This is a genomic window from Streptomyces sp. NBC_00370 (assembly GCF_036084755.1).
GTDB lineage: Bacteria > Actinomycetota > Actinomycetes > Streptomycetales > Streptomycetaceae > Streptomyces.
Window position 1 is genome coordinate 5,011,206 of record NZ_CP107968.1, and the last position, 18,622, is coordinate 5,029,827.

Below are 18,622 nucleotides of genomic sequence, written 5' to 3' on the forward strand. Positions count from 1 at the left end.
CGGTCCGCCCGCCCCGTACCGCGTGCCCCCGTACCGCCTGCCCCGTCCGTACGGGGCAGGCGGTACGTGTGTGTCAGCGGCGCGGCCGTACGCCCGGCTCCTGCTTCGGCAGGGTCTGGCCGTCGCCCGGCAGCGTCGGTTTCGGCAGCGTCGCGACCTCTTCCTTGGCCTCCGCCAGCTGCTCGGCCGTGTCCGTCGGCAGCGCCGGCGGCCGGTGTGCCGCGGACCTGAAGCCGAACGCCGAGGTCAGGTCGCCGAAGGTACGGCGGCGCCACTCGGTGATGTTCGGCTCCTCGACCCCGGTGAACCTCTCCAGGAACTGCAGGACCGACGTGTGGTCGAACGCCTCACCCGCGGCCCACCCGCCCACCGTCCACGGGGAGATCACCAGGCACGGCACCCGGAACCCGCCGCCGATGGGCAGGCCCTGGACGAACTCGTCCACCGTCCCCGCCTTCGGGGTCGGCGGCACGACATGGTCGAAGAGGCCGTCGTTCTCGTCGTAGTTGAGGATGAACGCCGTCTTGCGCCACACCGCCGGGTTGGACGCGATGGCCTCGATCTTCGACGCCACGAAGTCCGCGCCCGCCGCGGGCAGGTAGTTGGGGTGCTCCGACTGCGCCGCCGTCGGCAGGATCCATGACACGGCCGGCAGCCGGTCGTTGCGCGCGTCGTCCTCGAAGGTGCCCTCGGGCTGCGCGACCATCGCCCGGTCGTACAGCGGATCGCCCGGCTTGGCGTCCTGGAACTGCTGGAACTCCGACAGCATGTTCGTGCCGTAGTTGTCGGTCTGCTGGTACACCTTCCAGTCGACCCCCGCCGCCTGCAGGCGCTCGGCGTACGTCGTCCAGCTGTACGGCTTGGGCGCGGAGTTCGAGATGACCGGGCCGCCCTTGGTGCCTGACGGGTCGATGCTCGCGGTCATCCAGTAGAGCCGGTTCGGCCAGGTCGGGCCCATCACCGAGCAGAAGTAGTTGTCGCAGATCGTGAACGCCTCGGCCAGCGCGAACTGGAAGGGGATGTCGTCACGCGTGTAGTAGCCCATCACGTACGGGCCGTTGGCGCCGTCCGCCTTGCGGTGCGCGGGCAGCCACTGGTCCATCGCGCCGTTGTTCCACGCCTGGTGCTGCACGGCCCACGCGTGGCTGGTGGACGGGATGGCCTGGGCGCTCGTGGTGTGCGTGTCCAGGTGGAACGGCAGCGTGTAGCCCTGCGGGTTGACCGTGTCCGGCTGGTAGAACACGGACTTGCCGGTGGAGAGCTTGCGCGCGTGCGGGTCGGCGAAGCCGCGCACGCCCTTGAGCGTGCCGAAGTAGTGGTCGAAGGAGCGGTTCTCCTGCATCAGCAGGACGACATGCTCGATGTCGTCGATCGAGCCGCCGCGCGCGGGGCCCGCTGCCACGGCCTTCTGGATGCTGGGGGGAAGCAGACTCAGACCGGCGGCGCCACCGAGCACACCGGCCGTCGAACCGAGAAGTCTGCGACGGGTCATTTCGGGCATGGGTATTCCCACTTCCCTTGAGACGCATGGGGGTTGGTCGACCGCAGACGACTCTCCCGGGGCGCGGGACCCGAGGAAGAGGGGGATTGCGTGAACGGCACATCAAGGCATCGCAAAGGCGCCAATTGATCGCAAAGTGTGCCAGTGGTGCGACCAATGGCGCGCCGGGGCTCGCCGTAACGGCCCGTACGGTGCGTGCTGCCTGGTCCGGGCAGGTGTCGCGCGACCGGACCGACCGGCCGTCAGCCGGCTTTCGGGGCGGGCGGACAGCGACACCGGGGCGTACCGGCGCCGGGCGCGCGGCGCGGGTACGTCACGGCCCGCCACCGGGCATTCACCTGGAGTGTGGCGAACGGTCAGATGCGACGGTCAGATGCAGCGCTCAGATGTGGCGCTCAGTCGCGGCCGATGTCCTCGTACCAGAGTTCGGGGCGCTCCTCGATGAACGAACGCATCATCGACGCGCACTCCGCGTCGTCCACCAGCTCGATCCGCACACCGTGCTCGGCGAGCCAGTCGTGCCCGCCGTGGAACGTCCGCGCCTCGCCGATCACCACCCGCGAGATGCCGAACTGCCGCACCAGACCGCTGCAGTACCAGCACGGTGAGAGTGTCGTCACCATCGTCGTGCCGCGGTACGAACGCTGCCGGCCCGCGGCGCGGAAGGCCGCCGTCTCTGCGTGCAGCGAGGGGTCGCCGTCCTGGACCCTGCGGTTGTGGCCCCGGCCCAGCAGCGCCCCTTCGGGGCCGTACAGCGCCGCGCCGATGGGGATGCCGCCCTCGGCGAGCCCGGCCCGCGCCTCGGCGACAGCGGTCGCCAGCCACTCCCGGGCCTGTGCCGCGTCCAACGGCCCGGCCAAGGCCCCGTCCGGCGTCACTGCTTCGGCGGGGTGTCGTCGTCGCGGTCCTTGAGGGACCGCAGGAACTCCGGGTTGTCGTCCGGCGCGACCCAGCCGCCGCCACGCCCCGCGCGCGGCGCCCGCCTGTCCCGCCCCACGACCAGCCAGGCAATGGACCCGACCAGTGGGAACAGCAGCACGAGAATCGCCCAGACGGGCTTGGGCAGATGGCGGATCTCCTTCTCGTCACTGGTGAGACAGTCGATGAAGGCATAGATGCTGAGGCCCAGCGGCACCAGAATCATCAGCACCCGAAGCATGGCGGGTCCCCTCTGCGCGTGGTCCGCGCGTGGCGGTCGGGACCGGATCGCGGCCCCGTGACGGGACCAGCGTAGCGAGTGACCGATACTTGACCTCATGGCTTATGACGATCTTCGCTCGCTGCTCAGGGCGCTGGAGCGCGAAGGCGACCTCAAGCGCGTGAAGGCCGAGGTCGACCCGTATCTGGAGATCGGGGAGATCACCGACCGCGTCAACAAGGCCGGCGGGCCGGCGCTGCTCTTCGAGAACGTCAAGGGCTCGTCGATGCCGCTGGCCATGAACGTGTACGGGACGGACCGCCGCCTCCTCAAGGCGCTCGGCCTGAAGTCGTACGCCGACATCAGCGACAAGATCGGCGGGCTGCTCAAGCCCGAGCTGCCGCACGGCTTCGTGGGGGTGCGCGAGGCGTTCGGCAAGCTCGGCACGATGGCGCACGTACCACCCAAGAAGGTGAAGGAGGCGCCCGTCCAGGAAGTCGTCCTGACAGGTGACGACGTGGACCTGGACCAGCTGCCCGCGCTGTTCACCTGGCCCGAGGACGGCGGCTCGTTCTTCAACCTCGGTCTGACGCACACCAAGGACCCCGAGACGGGCATCCGCAACCTCGGGCTCTACCGCCTCCAGCGCCACGACCGGCGCACCATCGGTATGCACTGGCAGATCCACAAGGACAGCCGCAACCACTACCAGGTCGCCGCCAGGCGCGGTGAGCGGCTGCCGGTCGCCATCGCCTTCGGCTGCCCGCCGTCCGTGACGTACGCGGCGACGGCGCCGCTCCCCGGCGACATCGACGAGTACCTCTTCGCCGGGTTCGTGCAGGGCAGGCGGATCGAGATGGTCGACTGCAAGACCGTGCCGCTCCAGGTGCCGGCGCAGGCGGAGGTCGTCGTCGAGGGCTGGCTGGAGCCCGGCAAGACGCTGCCGGAGGGCCCGTTCGGCGACCACACGGGCTTCTACACGCCGCAGGAGGAGTTCCCCGCGCTCACCATCGACTGTGTGACGATGCGCAAGCGGCCGCTGCTCCAGTCGATCGTGGTCGGCAGGCCGCCCACCGAGGACGGGCCGCTGGGCCGGGCGACGGAGCGGTTCTTCCTGCCGCTGCTGAAGATCATCGTGCCGGACATCGTGGACTACCACCTGCCGGAGGCGGGCGGTTTCCACAACTGCGCGATCCTGTCGATCGACAAGAAGTACCCGAAGCACGCGCAGAAGGTGATGCACGCCGTCTGGGGTGCCCACATGATGTCGCTGACGAAGCTGATCGTGATCGTGGACGCCGACTGCGACGTCCACGATCTGCACGAAGTGGCCTGGCGGGCGCTGGGCAACACCGACTACGCCCGCGACCTCACCGTCGTGGAAGGCCCGGTCGACCATCTCGACCATGCCTCCTACCAGCAGTTCTGGGGCGGCAAGGCGGGTATCGACGCGACGAGGAAGCTCCCCGAGGAGGGGTACACGCGGGACGGCGGCTGGCCGCATATGGTCGAGTCCGATCCCCGGACGGCGGCGACGGTCGACCGCCGTTGGAAGGAGTACGGCCTGTGACCAGCGCTGCGGCGCCCATGCGGCAGCCGAGCCACACCAAGGCGTTCCTGCGGCTGGTGATGATCGAGCACTCGGTCTTCGCCCTGCCGTTCGCCTACATCGCGGCACTGACCGCGATGTTCCAGCTCGACGGCAACATCCACTGGGTCCGGCTGCTCCTCGTCACGGTGGCGATGGTCGGTCTGCGTACGTTCGCGATGGCCTGCAACCGGATCATCGACCGGGAGATCGACGCCCGTAACCCGCGTACCGCGAGCCGGGAGATCGTCACAGGCGCGGTGTCCGTACGGTCCGCGTGGACCGGGGCCGGGGTCGCGGTGGTCGTGTTCCTGGGCGCCGCCGCGCTGCTCAACCCGCTGTGCCTGGCGCTCGCGCCGGTCGCCGTCGTCCCGATGGTGGTCTATCCGTACGGCAAGCGGTTCACCAACTTCCCGCACGCCATCCTGGGGATCGCGCAGGCCATGGGCCCGGTCGGCGCCTGGATCGCGGTGACCGGCGAGTGGTCCTGGGACGCGGTGATCCTCGGCCTCGCGGTCGGGATCTGGATCGGCGGCTTCGACCTGATCTTCGGCTGCCAGGACGTGCAGGCGGACCGCGCGCACGGCGTGAAGTCCGTACCGGCGCGCTTCGGGATCCCGGCGGCGCTGTACGGCGCGCGCGCGGCGCACGCCGTCACGACCGTGCTGCTGGTCTGGTACGGCCTGGCGACCCACGCCGGGGCGTTCTTCTGGGTCGGTCTCGTGGTGGTCGCCGGGGCGTTCCTCTACGAGCACACCATCGTGAAGCCGCACGACCTGTCCCGGCTGAACAGGGCGTTCTTCTCGGTCAACGGCTTCGTCGGGATAAGCCTGTTCTTCTTCGCGCTGCTCGACCTGCTGGTGCGCGGCCTCACGGTGTGAACAGGGGAGCCTGCTCGCGGCGTTCCTTGCGGAACAGGAACGCCGCGAGCACGCCGCCCAGCAGCCCGAACAGATGGCCCTGCCAGCTGATCGACGGGTCACCGGGCAGCACGCCCCACAGCACCGAGCCGTAGACCACCAGCACCACAAGACCGATCACGATGTCGACCGCGCTGCGGTCGACGAAGCCGCGTATCAGCAGGAAACCCAGCAGGCCGAAGATCACCCCGGAAGCGCCGACGGTGTTGGTGTGGTCGGCCGCGGTGAGCCAGACCCCGAGGCCGCCGACCACCATGATCGTCAGGACGACCGCGGCGAACCGGCGCAGCCCGCCGAGGGCCGCGAGGAAGCCGAGGACCAGCAGCGGGACGGTGTTCGACGCGAGGTGCTCGAAGCCGTGGTGCAGGAAGGCCATCGGGATCACGTCACGCAGCTCACCCGCGCTGCGCGGGCTCAGCCCGAAGGTGTCCAGGGAGCCGCCCGTCGTGGCGTCCACGATCTCCAGCACCCAGAGCAGCGCGACCCAGGCGGCCATCACGGCGCCCGCGGCCTTCACCCGGCCGGTCCTGCCCGGCCTGCGCGGTGAGGTGGTGTCGAGGTTCGGATACGGCATCGCAGCCCCCTGCGGTCCTGAGCGGGCCGGGACACATCCCCGGCCCTGCCGTCTCTGCAACGCGCGGGGCACCGTCCGCGGTTCCAGCCCTGCGCGGGTTCCCGCCACCGGCGGCCGGATAGGCTCGGTCGGGTGAAGCCCGGACAGCCCGCGAACCAGCAGGACCAGCACGGCAGGCCCGGCCGGGAAGGCCCCCGGCGGCCCTGGGTCGTCGGCGTGTCCGGCGCCTCGGGCACCCCGTACGCCGCCGCCGTGCTGCGCGGTCTGCTGGACGCGGGGGAGAGCGTCGACCTCGTGGTCAGCCGGGCCTCCCGGCTGACGCTGCTGGACGAGACGGGCATCGCCTTCCGGGACGCGCACTGGCGCGAGGACCTGGCGGCCTGGCTGGCGCGCGGCGCCGACGGCAAGCCCGGTACGTTCGCGCCCGACCTGTCCGGTGTGCGCCACTGGAGTGCCGGCGATCTGGCGGCGGGCCCGTCCTCCGGGTCGTACCCGGCCAAGGGGATGCTGATCGTGCCCGCCTCCACCGCCTCCGTCGCGGGGGTGGCGCTGGGCCTGTCGAAGGACCTGTTGCAGCGCGCGGCGAGTGTGACGCTGAAGGAGCGCAGGCGGCTGGTGGTCGCCGTCAGGGAGACCCCGCTCGGCGGGCAGACGCTGAAGCAGCTGGTCGCGCTGGACGAGGCGGGCGCCGTGGTGCTGCCGGCGTCCCCCGGCTTCTACGCGGGGGCGACGCACATCCAGGACCTGGTGGACTTCGTGGCGGGCCGGGTGCTGGACGCGGCGGGCGTGCCGCACGGGCTGTACCGCAGGTGGACGGGGGACCTCGGCGGATCTCGTGACGGAGACCTCGGCGGATCTCGCGGAGACTGAGGCGCGGCCCGATTCTGTCCTTTGTTTCTGAGTGTAATCTTGCGCGATCGCTGAATAATGGAAGGCTTCAGGTATATGGACGCCGTGGACAGGCAGCTCATCCAGGCCCTCAGAGAGAACGGCAGAGCCTCGTACGCGGAGCTGGGCCGGCTCGTCGGCCTCTCCGGGCCCAGCGTCACCGACCGCATCAACCGCCTGGAGACCGCGGGCGTCATCACCGGCTACCGCGCCACGGTCGACTCGGCCTCCCTCGGTCTCGGCGTCACCGCGCTGATCGGGATCTCGCTCTCCGACGCCGCCGACCACGAGGACGTGGCGCGCCGGATGCGCGACCTCGGCGAGATCGAGGACTGCTGGTTCATCGCGGGCGACGACTCGTACATGCTCAAGGTGCGCGCCGACAACGTGGACGGTCTGGAGAAGACCATCGGCCGGCTCAGCAAGACCAAGGGCGTCTCCCGGACCCGCACCACCATCGTTCTCTCCACGAAGTGGGAGAACAGGGTCGGCGAGCTGCCCGAAGAGGTGTGACCGCCGCGAGACGGCGCGCGCGGCCCGGCACGGAGGGCCGCTGCGGTCATGTCGGCGCGGGGGCGTAGGCTCGACTGGCCCGATTGGTAGACGTATGGGAGGCGGCGGGATGACTGCATCGATCCAGGATGTGGGCTTCAAGCGCGAGCTGGAGGAGAAGGTCCACGCCGGGGAGCGGCTGTCCCGTGAGGACGGCGTCGCCCTGTACGAGACCGACGACCTGGCCTGGCTCGGCGGCCTCGCCCACGAGGTGCGGACCCGTAAGAACGGTGACGTGGTGCACTTCAACGTCAACCGCCACCTGAACATGACGAACGTGTGCACCGCGTCCTGCGCGTACTGCTCGTTCCAGCGCAAGCCGGGCGAGAAGGACGCGTACACGATGCGCATCGAGGAGGCCGTCCGGCTCGCCAAGGCGATGCAGGGCGAGAACCTGACCGAGCTGCACATCGTCAACGGCCTGCACCCCACGCTGCCGTGGCGGTACTACCCGCGCTCGCTGAAGGCCCTCAAGGAAGCGCTCCCCGAGGTCTCGCTCAAGGCGTTCACCGCCACCGAGATCCACCACTTCGAGACCATCTCGGGGCTGACCGCGAGCGAGATCCTGGACGAGCTGATCGAGGCCGGCCTTGAATCGCTGACCGGCGGCGGCGCCGAGATCTTCGACTGGGAGGTCAGGCAGCACATCGTTGACCACAACACCCACTGGGAAGACTGGTCGCGTATCCACCGCCTCGCCCACGAGAAGGGTCTCAAGACCCCGGCGACGATGCTGTACGGGCACATCGAGGAGCCCCGGCACCGGGTGGACCACGTCCTGCGGCTGCGCGAGATGCAGGACGAGACCAACGGCTTCCAGGTCTTCATCCCGCTGCGCTACCAGCACGACTTCGTGGACATGAAGGACGGCAAGGTCCGCAACAAGCTCCAGGTGCGGACGACGATGGCGACCGGCGCCGAGGCGCTGAAGACCTTCGCCGTCTCCCGGCTGCTCTTCGACAACGTCCCGCACGTCAAGGTGTTCTGGCCGATGCACGGCGTGCAGACGGCGCAGCTCGCCCTCCAGCACGGCGCTGACGACATGGACGGCTCGGTCGTCGAGTACAAGATCACGCACGACGCGGACAACTTCGGCACGCCGAACAAGCTGGGCCGCGAGGATCTGCTGGAGCTGATCAGGGACGCCGGCTTCCGCCCGGTCGAGCGGAACACCCGCTACGAGACCGTGCGCGAGTTCCCCGGCCCCGACCCGGACCGGCGCGAGTCCCCGCAGCCCATGCGGGTGTGAGGACCGGTACGGCAGTGGCGCTCACCTTCCGTCTCGACCCCGGGGTCGACGCCCACCTCAGGGACGGCCTGCTGGACCTGTGGGCCGACGTCTCGAACGCCGGCGGGGCCGTCGGCTTCGTACCGCCGGTCACCACCGAGGACGTCCGGCCCGAGCTGGTCAGGCACTTCGTGGCGATGGCGGAGGGCCGCGCCCGCCTCCTCGTCGGGTTCGACGAGGAGGGCGCCGTCGCCGCCGCCGTCTTCCTCACGTACAACACGCACCGGCTGATGCGGCACTGGATATGGCTCTACACCGTGATGGTGCACCCGGACCATCAGGGCAAGGGGTACGGCCGCGAGCTGATGGCCGCCGCCGCGGACGCGGCGAGCGGGTTCGACGGCATCGAGGCGATCCGGCTCACCTGCCGCGGCGGCACGGGCGTCGACCGCTTCTACGCGTCCTGCGGTTACAAGGAAATGGGCCGGGTGCCCGGCGCGATCCGCGTCGCCCCAGGTGACGACAGGGACGACATTACGATGCTGCTCCCCCTGAACCGGGGCTGAACCGGCCGTGCTTCACTGTTCAGGAGGAACCGGAGAATGAGAGAAGGCCCGTCGTGTCCCTAGCGAAGCCAAGCGCCACCGTCCGCTACACCGGCATGCGCATCGCCATCTTCATGGGCTGCCTGGTCCTCTCGGCCGCTCTGGTCCACGTCGGGGTGCTGCCCAAGGGCCTCGGGGACTCCAACTTCATCTGGGTGCTGCTGCTCGCGCTCGTCCTCTCGGCCCCCCTGAGCTTCGTCCTGCTGCGCAAGCAGCGCGACGAGATGTCCGTACAGCTGTCGGGCCGGGTGGAGAGCGTGAAGGCCAAGCTGGAGGCCAACAGGACGCAGGAGGACGGCGTCGCCGAGTAAGCGCCGCGTAAGCTTCCTCACATCAGCGCAGCACCCCGGCTCCGGGGCCGTTCCCCCTGGAGCCGGGGTGTTGTCTTGTGTGCGGGGGGAGTTGGGCGATCAAGAGGCCCGTTCCCGGCCCGCCGGACCGCCGCGGCCCCAAAGAAACGCTTTGAGCAGCTCAAAGCGCGAGTGTTAACGTCCTCGACATGAAGACAGCAGTGCGCCTCCGCCACGACATGAGCGTCCCGCTCGTGGCGCGCCTGCATGTCGATCTCTGCCGCTGCATGTCCGCGGTCTGTTGCCGCGCCGTCTGACCCGGCATCAGCAGCGGCGCCTTCCCGGACAGCTCAGCCACGCTCAGCAGCGCGCGGGCGCCGCACCCCGTCCCTCTCGGAAAACCGTGTCCCGCCCTGCCGGGACGCGCCACGACTGGAGTGTGTCCGTGTCCGCGAATCCCGCGCCCACCGGATCCCCGGCGCCGGCCGAATCCCCGGCCCCCGCCGGATCCACCGGGTCCACCGGCTTCCGCATACCCAAGGTCCCGTTCTGGGTCCAGATCGTCGCCGGCCTCGTGCTCGGTGTGCTGCTCGGCTGGCTCGCCCGCAGCCAGCACATCCACTGGCTGTACACCACGCTGGACGAGATCGGCAGTCTCTTCGTCCAGCTGCTGAAGCTGGCCGTCGGCCCACTGGTGTTCTTCGCGATCCTGATCTCGATCACCAACCTCCGCAAGGTCAACAACGCGGCCAGGCTGGCCACCCGCACCCTGCTCTGGTTCATGATCACCTCACTGATCGCCGTCGCCATCGGCCTCGCGATCGGTCTGATCACCAACCCGGGCTCGGGCACGGGGCTCACCCCGAAGGACGGCAAGCTCCCGCAGCACACGGGCTCCTGGATCGACTTCCTCACCGGCATCGTGCCGACCGACGTCGTCACGCCGTTCACCGAGCTGAACGTCCTGCAGATCGTCTTCATGGCGGCCATCGCGGGCATCGCCGCGCTCAAGCTCGGCGAGCGGGCCAAGCCGATCCTCACCATCAGCGAGGCCGTGCTCGAACTGCTCCAGAAGGCCCTGTGGTGGGTCATCCGGCTCGCCCCGCTCGGCACCATCGGGCTGATCGGCTTCGCCATCGCCGACTACGGCTGGGACCTGATCAGCCAGTACGCGACCTTCACCGCCGACGTCTACGTCGGCTGCGCGCTGGTGCTCTTCGGCGTCTACCCGCTGCTGCTCGCCACCGTCGCCAAGGTCAACCCGATCCAGTTCTACAAGGGCGCCTGGCCGGCGATCCAGCTGGCCTTCGTCTCCCGCTCGTCCGTCGGCACGATGCCGGTCACCCAGAAGGTCACCGAGCGCCTGGGCGTGCCGAAGGAGTACACCTCCTTCGCCGTGCCGTTCGGCGCGACGACCAAGATGGACGGCTGCGCCGCGATCTACCCGGCGCTCGCCGCGATCTTCATCGCGCAGATCTTCGACGTGCACCTGGGCATCCAGGACTACCTGCTCATCGCGTTCGTCTCGGTCGTCGGCTCGGCGGCGACGGCCGGTCTCACCGGCGCGACCGTCATGCTGACGCTGACCCTCTCCACGCTGGGCCTCCCGCTGGAGGGTGTCGGCCTGCTGCTGGCGATCGACCCGATTCTGGACATGATGAGGACCGCGACGAACGTCGCGGGCCAGATCGTCGCCCCGCTGATCGTGGCCGCGGGCGAGAACATCCTCGACCGCGACGCCTACGACTCGGCGACGTCCCTGAACCCGGACGAGAACCCCGACGAGAACGTGGCCGAGGACCGGCACCGCGTCCCGGTCGCCGCCTGACCGTACGGCCCGTCCGAGGCGCCCCGCGCCGCAAGTGCCCCCCGAGCCCGTGCTCGGGGGGCACGATATCGTGGGGCCCCGCATCGGACGGATGCACGCAATCACATGAGGTGAATCGTGGGACTTGCTCCGCGCGTCGTCGCTTTCGACCTGGACGACACTCTCGCTCTTTCGAAGACGAAGATCACGCCCCGGATAGCCAAGTGCCTCGAAGCGCTTCTCTCGGAAAAAGAAGTCTGCATCATTTCCGGCGGCCGGTACGAACAGTTCCGGAACCAGGTCCTGGACGAGCTGCCGCTCACGCCCGAACTGGCCGGCCGGCTGCATCTGATGCCCACCTGCGGAACGCGCTACCTCCGCTGGGAATCGGGCGGCTGGCAGGACATCTACGCCGAGAACCTCAAGCCCGAACAGACGGAACTCGCCGTCTCCGTCCTGTCCGAGGGCGCCCGCTCGCTGGGGCTGTGGGAGTCGGAGACCTGGGGAGACGTGATCGAGGACCGCGGAAGTCAGGTCACCTTCTCGGCCCTCGGCCAGCAGGCGCCGCCGGACGCGAAAGCCGCCTGGGACCCGGACGGTTCGCGCAAGGAGAGCCTGCGCGCGTACGCCGCCGCGCGGCTCCCGGAGCTGGAGGTGCGCAGCGGCGGCAGTACGTCGATCGATGTGACACGAAAAGGAATCGACAAGTCGTACGGAATGCGGAAGCTGATGGCACATCTCGGCCTGGAAATCCAGGACGTGCTCTTCGTCGGCGATCGCCTCGACGAGGGCGGAAATGACTTCCCGGTGCGCGCGATGGGTGTGTCGTGCATTTCGGTCACCGGCTGGGAAGAGACCGCGGACTGTATCGACTGGCTTCTCGGCGTAAATCCAGAATTGCCGGAGCCGGCCCTGATGGCGCCCCTTCCCGCTTAGTCGCGTCATGGCTGCGGGGGACGGTCGGAGCAAGAGGTTGCCGCGGGCCGTGCGGGAGCGGCAGATGATGGACGCCGCCGTGGTGACGTTCGGGCGGCACGGGTACCGGGCCGCTTCGATGGACGGCATAGCCGAGCTGGCCGGGGTCTCGAAACCGCTGGTGTACCTGTATCTGAACTCGAAGGAAGACCTGTTCATCGCCTGCATCCGGCGCGAGGCGCGGGCGCTGCTCGGCGCGGTGGAGGCGGCCGTCGAGCCGGGCTGGCCCGCCGACCGGCAGCTCTGGGCGGGGCTCACCGCGTTCTTCGGCTACACCGCCGAGCATCCCGAGGGCTGGGCCGTACTGCACCGTCAGGCCCGCACCAACGGGGAGCCGTTCGCCGCCGAGGCCGGAAAGACCCGGGACGAACTGGCCGCGTACGTCGCCGGCCTGCTCGGCGAGGCGGCCCGCGACACGCACGGCCCCGACGACTTCGGCGAGCGGGACATCGCCGGGCTCGCCCAAGCGCTCGTGGGCGCCGCGGAATCGCTCGCCGCCTGGGCCAACGAGACGCCGGAGGTGACGGCGAAAGAGGCGGCGTCGACGCTGATGAACTTCGCCTGGGCGGGGCTCGGCCGCCTGCTGAACGGCGAACGCTGGTCGGCGTCGCAGCAGCCGACCGCCGGGGGGAGGGGGCCGGGGCCGCAGGAGGGGGGTGTCCGGACGTAAAGCACTGGAGCGCATGCGACGAGCAGTCCGGACACCCCCCTCCGAAGGCCCCGGACGCCGCGCGGGACGTTGAGACCGCAACGGACCCGCACCCCCAAGCCCGCGCCGGAGGGCGAGACCGCAACCAAGACCTGCAACCAAGACCCGCACCCGCAAGCCCGCGCCCGACCGCGCCACCGGAGCCAAGACCGGCAACGGACCAGCACCCGAAGGCGAGAGCGCAACCAAGTCCCGTCACCCAAGCCCGCGCCGGACGGCGAAGCGCGTGCGCCTTCTGTGGTGATCTCGAACGTCTTTGAGCCCCGTGGCCATGGGGAGTTGACCCGGGGCAGGCTGTTCCGGTCCCATGGCCCCCACGTCCGACCTCACCCCCCACACGAGGAGCCGCCCGTGTCCTTCGCCGCGTCCGCCGACGCCCTGTCCGTACCCCAGGCAGGGCCCCAGAAGCTGCGGGACGAGGACGGGGAGGTACGGGAGGTGTCCGTACCCGCGCTCGTCCCGCTCTCGCCGGGCGGTTCGCTCGCCGACATCCCCTTCGACAACGCCGAGGCCGCCCCGGACCAGCCGGTCCTCAGCAGGAAAGGCCCCGACGGCAGGTGGCGTGACGTCACGTCGGCCGCGTTCGCCGACGAGGTGCGCGCCGTCGCCAAGGGGCTGATCGCCGAAGGGCTCCAGCCGGGCGACCGGCTCGCGATCATGGCGCGTACGACGTACGAGTGGACGCTCCTCGACTTCGCCGCGCTCGCCGCAGGGCTGGTCACCGTACCCATCTACCCGACCGCGTCCGCCTTCCAGGCCCGCTGGATCCTCCAGGACTCCGGAGCCGCGGGCTGCGTCGTCGAGGACGGCCAGCAGGCCTGGCTGATCCGCCAGGAGGGCCAGCAGATAGCCCGGCTCAAGCACTGGTGGCAGCTGGACACCGGCGCCGTCGAGACCCTGCGCCAGGCCGGCGCGCACCTGCCGGACGAGGCCGTCACCGAACGCCGCGCCGCGCTGAGCCCGTCGTCCGTCGCCACCCTCAGCTACACCTCGGGGACCACGGGCCGCCCCAAGGGCTGCGCCCTGACCCACGGCAACTTCTTCGCCGAGGTGGACAACGCCATCGAGCTGCTGCACCCCGTCTTCAAGACGGTCAGCAAGGAGCCCGCGTCGATCCTGCTGTTCCTGCCGCTCTCGCACGTCTTCGGGCGGATGGTCTCGATCGGCTGTCTGCGGGCCCGGGTACGGCTCGGCCACGCGCCGTCCATCAAGTCCGACGACCTGCTCGCCGACCTGGCCGGTTTCCGGCCGACCTTCCTGCTGGCCATCCCGTACGTGCTGGAGAAGGTCTACAACACCGCACGCGCCACGGCGGAACGGATGGGCCGCGCCTCGTCCTTCGACCGCGCGGCGCGCATCGCACGGCGCTACGGCGAGGACCTGGAGGCGGCGGAGAACGGCACGGGCCCCGGCCCCTCGACCGCCCTGCGCGCGGCCCGCACGCTGTACGACCCGCTGGTGTACCGGCGGATCCGCGCTGCGCTCGGCGGCAAGGTGAAGTACGCGATCTGCGGCGGCTCCCCGCTCGGCCGCCGGCTCGCCTCGTTCTACGCGGGCGTCGGCATCGAGATCTTCGAGGGCTACGGGCTCACGGAGACCACGGCCGCCGCGACCGTCACCCCGCCGCGCAACCCCCGGATGGGCACCGTCGGCTGGCCGCTGCCGGGCACCGCCGTACGGATCGCCGACGACGGCGAAGTACTGCTGAGCGGCGGCAACCTGTTCGCCGGCTACTGGGACGCCGAACTGGGCGAGGCCGTGCCCGCGACGGAGCGGGACGAGAACGGACGGTCCTGGTTCGCGACGGGTGACCTGGGCGCGCTGGACCCCGACGGCTATCTGACGATCACCGGCCGCAAGAAGGACGTCATCATCACCCTCGGCGGCAAGACCGTGGCGCCCGCCCCGCTGGAGGACTGGCTGCGCGCGCATCCGCTGATCAGTCAGTGTCTGGTGGTGGGCGACAACCGCCCCTTCGTGACGGCGCTGGTCACGCTGGAGCCCGAAGGGCTCGCCCACTGGGGCCAGATGACGCGCAAGCCGAACATCTCACGCGAGGTGCTGGCCGACGACGACGAACTGCGCGGCATCCTCCAGCGCGCGGTGGTGGAGGCCAACCGGCTGGTGTCCAGGGCGGAGTCGATCCGCCGCTTCCGCATCCTGACCGTCGACTTCACCGAGGAGAGCGGGCATCTGACGCCTTCGCTCAAACTCAGGCGCGCCCAGATCGAGACGGACTTCGCGTCGGACATCAAGGCCCTGTACGAGCCGTAGGACGGGCGCGGCCACAAGGCAGGGGCCCCGCTTCCCCACCCGAGTGGAGGAAACAGGGCCCCTTGGGTACTGCTCAGTGATCTGCGATCGCCGACCCGGGCACCTAGGCCGGGGTGACGTTCTCCGCCTGGGGGCCCTTCGGGCCCTGTGTGACGTCGAAGTTCACGACCTGGTTCTCCTCGAGGGAGCGGAAGCCGGTCGCGTTGATCGCGGAGTAGTGGACGAAGACATCCGGGCCGCCGCCGTCCTGGGCGATGAAGCCGAAGCCCTTTTCAGCGTTGAACCACTTGACGGTTCCGGTAGCCATAAGCCCTCCTTGGGCCAAAGGGTTGCCCTGCTCCAGAACCTGCAAAGAAGTCTGAATACTACAAAAGCCTGCGGTTACATGCTCCGCAGGCTCTGTACTGCAAGGGAAACCAAACTGCAACTTGCGGCGAGCCTAGCACGCACTCCACGCACAGCGGTAGAGGGAAAGATCACCTCTCCGCGAGGTGTCACCCGGAGGTTTGACGCGCTCCTGACGTGCTCACGAACCGCCCCCCGGGGCTGCCCGCGCCCGGTCGCGGGTTTAGCCTCACGATGTGGACAGTCCAGTAGAAAACGCAGCAGGAGAAGCGGCGTCACAAGCAGCGCCGGAAGCCGTCGGGACCGCCGGAGCCGACCACAGTCGAAACCGGCCGCGTGTCGGTCATATCCAGTTCCTGAACTGCATGCCCATCTATTGGGGGCTTGCCAGGACCGGAACCCTTCTTGATCTGGAGCTGACGAAGGACACCCCTGAGAAGCTCAACGACCAGCTCGTACGCGGCGACCTCGATATCTCGCCGATCAGCCTTGTGGAATTCCTCCGCAATGCGGACGACCTCGTCGCTTTCCCCGATGTGGCGGTCGGCTGCGACGGCCCCGTGATGTCCTGCGTGATCGTCTCGCAGGTGCCGCTCGACCAGCTCGACGGCTCCCGGGTCGCGCTCGGCTCCACGTCCCGTACGGCCGTACGCCTCGCCCAGCTGCTGCTCGCCGAGCAGCACCACGTGACCCCCGACTACTACCGGTGCCCGCCGGACCTGGGCCTGATGATGCAGGAGGCCGAGGCCGCCGTGCTGATCGGCGACGCGGCGCTGCGGGCGTCCCTGCACGACGCCCCGCGGCTCGGCCTGCAGGTCCATGACCTCGGGCAGATGTGGAAGGACTGGACGGGACTGCCGTTCGTCTTCGCCGTGTGGGCCGCGCGCAAGGACTTCCTGGCCCGCGAGCCCAGGGTCACGCGGCAGGTGCACGAGGCGTTCCTCAACTCGCGTGACGTCTCCCTGCGGGAGGTCGACCAGGTGGCCAAGCAGGCGGCGCGCTGGGAGGCGTTCGACGCGGAGCTGCTGGAGCGGTACTTCCGGACGCTGGACTTCCGCTTCGGCGCCGACCAGCTCGCGGGCGTACGGGAGTTCGCCCGCAGGACGGGAGCGACGACGGGTTACCCGTCCGACGTGCACATCGAACTGCTCGGAGGCTGAGCGGGACACCGGCCGGAGCCGGCACAGGACTCCGCACAGACCCTGAATGAACCCCTCCGTGTCACGACGAGCCCGTTAGGCTGCTGCGTGGACGCAGTATCGCGGTGACACCGGGGGGTCGGGGGCCATGCAGCCGTTGGATGCGGGCGAGCCACGGACCATCGGTCCCTACCGGCTGCTCGGCAGGCTCGGGGCCGGCGGGATGGGACGCGTCTATCTGGCGCGCTCCGAGGGGGGCCGCACGGTCGCGGTGAAGGTCGTCCATCCGCACTTCGCGACGGACGAGGAGTTCCGCGCCCGCTTCCGGCGCGAGGTGGACTCCGCGCGCCGGGTCGGTACGGGCCCCGGTGGCCACCGCTGGTCGGCGCCGGTGCTCGACGCCGACCCGGAGGCCGCCGTGCCGTGGGTGGCCACCGGCTATGTCGCAGGTCCCTCGCTGACCCAGGCCGTGCAGGGTCACGGGCCGCTGCCGGGCCGTACCGTACGGGCCCTCGGCGCCGGGCTCGCCGAGGCCCTGGCCGCCGTCCACGCGCTGGGCCTGGTGCACCGGGACGTCAAACCCTCGAACGTCCTGCTCGCCCTCGACGGCCCCCGGCTGATCGACTTCGGCATCGCGCGCGCCACCGACGGCACCGCTTCGCTCACCTCGACCGGCGTCTCCGTCGGCTCACCCGGCTACATGTCGCCCGAGCAGATACTCGGCAAGGGCGTCACCGGAGCGGCCGACGTGTTCTCGCTGGGCGCCGTGCTCGCGTACGGGGCGACGGGCGCGAGCCCGTTCCCCGGCGACTCGTCGGCGGCGCTGCTGTACCGGGTGGTCCACGAGGAGCCGGATCTGAGCGGTCTGGCCGGCGACGAACTGGCCGGACTGCGGGAGACCGTCGCACGCTGCCTCGCCAAGGACCCGGCGGCCCGCCCGGCGCCCCAGGAGGTCGCGGCGCTGCTGGCCCCGCAGGGCGCGGCGGGCGCCGTGGCGGCCGGCTGGCTGCCGGGGCCGCTGGTCGAGGAGGTCAGCCGCGCGGTCGTCCAACTGCTGGACCTGGAGCCGTCGGCGCCAGCGCCGACCGGGCTCGTACCGTTCACCAACGACTCGCTCCAGGGCCCCGGCCAGGGAACGGGCAACGGAACGGGGAACGGAACGGGCAACGGGGCGGGGCCGCTCGGTACGGCGCCGCCGCTCGGGGTGTTCGGTGACCCCGTCGAGCCGGTGCCGGATCCGCGGCGGCCCGACCGGGCGGTGTCGTTCTCCTTCGAGGCCGGTGCCGGGGCGGGCACCCGCCTCAACGGCCACGGCCCGCAGGGCGCTTCGACCGCCGCGGGTACCGCCGGGCCCCGCCGCAAGGTCAGTTGCACGGTGGCGCTCGCCGTCGCGGGCGCGCTGGCCGCGGTCATGATCGGCGGCGGTTACCTGGCCGGGCTCATGCCGGGCCAGGGCGACGACCGGGACACCACGGCGGACCACGGCAGCGTCGGCGGCACACCGAAGACGTCGGACCCGGCGGCCACGCCGGGCGGCTCGGCCCCTTCGGCGTCCTCCGGCCCGTCGACCTCCCCCGACCCGACCGGCACACCCGAGCCGGGCGGCACACCTGATCCGGGCGGCCCGCCCGCGCCCTCGGCCCTGTCCGAACTGCCCAAGTCGTTCGTCGGCACCTGGTCGGGCCCCACCGTCGAAAGCGGCGGACTGCCGCACGGCGACTACCTCGTCGAGTTCAGCAAGGGAGCCGTCGGTACGGATGTGGTCCGCACGACCAGCAGCTTCTCCCTGCTCGGCACGACCGTGCACTGCTACGGCATCGGCAGGCTCGTCTCCGCGACCGACAAGCGGCTGCGGGTCGACGAGCGCCCCGACCCGGACCGTCCCGGCACCGCCGACCTGTGCACCAGCTCGGACGCCGCCCCGCTCACCTTCACCCTCACCCGCGCCGACAGCCTGCGCTACGAGTCGCAGGAGGACGCGGCGGGCGACCCGACCGGCACGTTGACCAGGCAGTGAGCCCCGTGCCCCGGCCGCCGGGGCACCCTGGCGTACGCTGGATCGGACCTCGCAACCCCCCTTGGGAAGGAC

The 18,622-nt window shown here is 70.3% G+C and carries 18 protein-coding genes; 13 read left to right on the forward strand and 5 right to left on the reverse strand.

The features are described from left to right. Positions 1-73: 73 nt before the first annotated feature. The 3 genes from OHS57_RS22460 to OHS57_RS22470 all read right to left on the reverse strand — a co-directional run bounded on the left by OHS57_RS22460 (position 74) and on the right by OHS57_RS22470 (position 2,660). Entirely contained in the window at positions 74-1,501 is a 1,428-nt protein-coding gene (locus OHS57_RS22460) for an alkaline phosphatase family protein (protein WP_328583160.1), read from the reverse strand. Between the two features lie 395 nt (positions 1,502-1,896). Further along, positions 1,897-2,349 carry a nucleoside deaminase gene (locus OHS57_RS22465; RefSeq protein ID WP_198533395.1) on the reverse strand — a complete coding sequence of 151 codons (453 nt, stop codon included), beginning with the start codon at positions 2,347-2,349 and terminating at the stop codon, positions 1,897-1,899. A 26-nt stretch (positions 2,350-2,375) separates the two neighbouring features. Next, positions 2,376-2,660: a PLD nuclease N-terminal domain-containing protein gene (locus OHS57_RS22470; protein WP_041985985.1), complete on the reverse strand. Its 285-nt coding sequence runs from the start codon at positions 2,658-2,660 to the stop codon at positions 2,376-2,378. A 97-nt stretch (positions 2,661-2,757) separates the two neighbouring features. On the opposite strand from OHS57_RS22470, the gene OHS57_RS22475 reads away from it, so the two are divergent. Together OHS57_RS22475 and mqnP are read left to right on the forward strand one after the other, a co-directional pair. Then, on the forward strand, positions 2,758-4,209 hold the full coding sequence (locus OHS57_RS22475; RefSeq protein ID WP_041985984.1) for a menaquinone biosynthesis decarboxylase: 1,452 nt from the start codon (positions 2,758-2,760) through the stop codon (positions 4,207-4,209). Continuing rightward, a complete protein-coding gene (gene mqnP, locus OHS57_RS22480; protein ID WP_328583161.1) occupies positions 4,206-5,108 on the forward strand; it encodes a menaquinone biosynthesis prenyltransferase MqnP in 903 nt (300 codons plus the stop codon). Before OHS57_RS22475 ends, mqnP begins: the two co-directional genes overlap by 4 nt. Here the strand turns inward: mqnP and OHS57_RS22485 are convergent. Continuing rightward, a complete protein-coding gene (locus OHS57_RS22485; protein WP_328583162.1) occupies positions 5,098-5,721 on the reverse strand; it encodes a rhomboid family intramembrane serine protease in 624 nt (207 codons plus the stop codon). The two genes, mqnP and OHS57_RS22485, sit on opposite strands and share 11 nt — an antisense overlap. 216 nt (positions 5,722-5,937) lie before the next feature. Between OHS57_RS22485 and OHS57_RS22490 the strand changes: the two genes are divergently transcribed. The 9 genes from OHS57_RS22490 (at position 5,938) to OHS57_RS22530 (ending at position 15,049) form a co-directional block, all read left to right on the forward strand. After that, complete coding sequence (locus OHS57_RS22490; RefSeq protein WP_041995383.1) at positions 5,938-6,591, forward strand: UbiX family flavin prenyltransferase; 654 nt, start codon at positions 5,938-5,940, stop codon at positions 6,589-6,591. Between the two features lie 75 nt (positions 6,592-6,666). Further along, the gene (locus OHS57_RS22495) at positions 6,667-7,122 is read left to right on the forward strand and encodes an Lrp/AsnC family transcriptional regulator (protein WP_041985979.1); all 456 of its coding nucleotides are present in this window, start codon (positions 6,667-6,669) and stop codon (positions 7,120-7,122) included. 109 nt (positions 7,123-7,231) lie between these two features. Further along, a complete protein-coding gene (mqnE, locus tag OHS57_RS22500; protein ID WP_443042940.1) occupies positions 7,232-8,410 on the forward strand; it encodes an aminofutalosine synthase MqnE in 1,179 nt (392 codons plus the stop codon). A gap of 14 nt (positions 8,411-8,424) precedes the next feature. Further along, positions 8,425-8,955, forward strand: coding sequence for a GNAT family N-acetyltransferase (locus OHS57_RS22505; RefSeq protein ID WP_041985973.1), 531 nt, complete (start codon positions 8,425-8,427; stop codon positions 8,953-8,955). Between the two features lie 53 nt (positions 8,956-9,008). Continuing rightward, positions 9,009-9,305 carry a DUF4229 domain-containing protein gene (locus OHS57_RS22510; protein WP_107070061.1) on the forward strand — a complete coding sequence of 99 codons (297 nt, stop codon included), beginning with the start codon at positions 9,009-9,011 and terminating at the stop codon, positions 9,303-9,305. A 424-nt stretch (positions 9,306-9,729) separates the two neighbouring features. Next, entirely contained in the window at positions 9,730-11,112 is a 1,383-nt protein-coding gene (locus tag OHS57_RS22515; RefSeq protein WP_328583163.1) for a dicarboxylate/amino acid:cation symporter, read from the forward strand. A 117-nt stretch (positions 11,113-11,229) separates the two neighbouring features. Then, on the forward strand, positions 11,230-12,027 hold the full coding sequence (locus OHS57_RS22520) for an HAD-IIB family hydrolase (protein ID WP_328583164.1): 798 nt from the start codon (positions 11,230-11,232) through the stop codon (positions 12,025-12,027). A gap of 7 nt (positions 12,028-12,034) precedes the next feature. Then, positions 12,035-12,736 carry a TetR/AcrR family transcriptional regulator gene (locus tag OHS57_RS22525; protein ID WP_078863473.1) on the forward strand — a complete coding sequence of 234 codons (702 nt, stop codon included), beginning with the start codon at positions 12,035-12,037 and terminating at the stop codon, positions 12,734-12,736. A gap of 390 nt (positions 12,737-13,126) precedes the next feature. Further along, the gene (locus tag OHS57_RS22530; protein ID WP_443042941.1) at positions 13,127-15,049 is read left to right on the forward strand and encodes an AMP-dependent synthetase/ligase; all 1,923 of its coding nucleotides are present in this window, start codon (positions 13,127-13,129) and stop codon (positions 15,047-15,049) included. A gap of 103 nt (positions 15,050-15,152) precedes the next feature. Here OHS57_RS22530 and OHS57_RS22535 read toward each other — a convergent pair whose 3' ends face one another. Further along, positions 15,153-15,356, reverse strand: a complete 204-nt coding sequence (locus tag OHS57_RS22535; protein ID WP_017948713.1) for a cold-shock protein — start codon at positions 15,354-15,356, stop codon at positions 15,153-15,155. Positions 15,357-15,741: 385 nt separating this feature from the next. Here OHS57_RS22535 and OHS57_RS22540 point away from each other — a divergent pair, with 385 nt between their 5' ends. Further along, positions 15,742-16,554, forward strand: coding sequence for a menaquinone biosynthetic enzyme MqnA/MqnD family protein (locus tag OHS57_RS22540; protein WP_277816776.1), 813 nt, complete (start codon positions 15,742-15,744; stop codon positions 16,552-16,554). Positions 16,555-16,681: 127 nt separating this feature from the next. Beyond that, positions 16,682-18,550, forward strand: coding sequence for a serine/threonine-protein kinase (locus OHS57_RS22545; protein ID WP_328583165.1), 1,869 nt, complete (start codon positions 16,682-16,684; stop codon positions 18,548-18,550). Positions 18,551-18,622 lie beyond the last annotated feature (72 nt).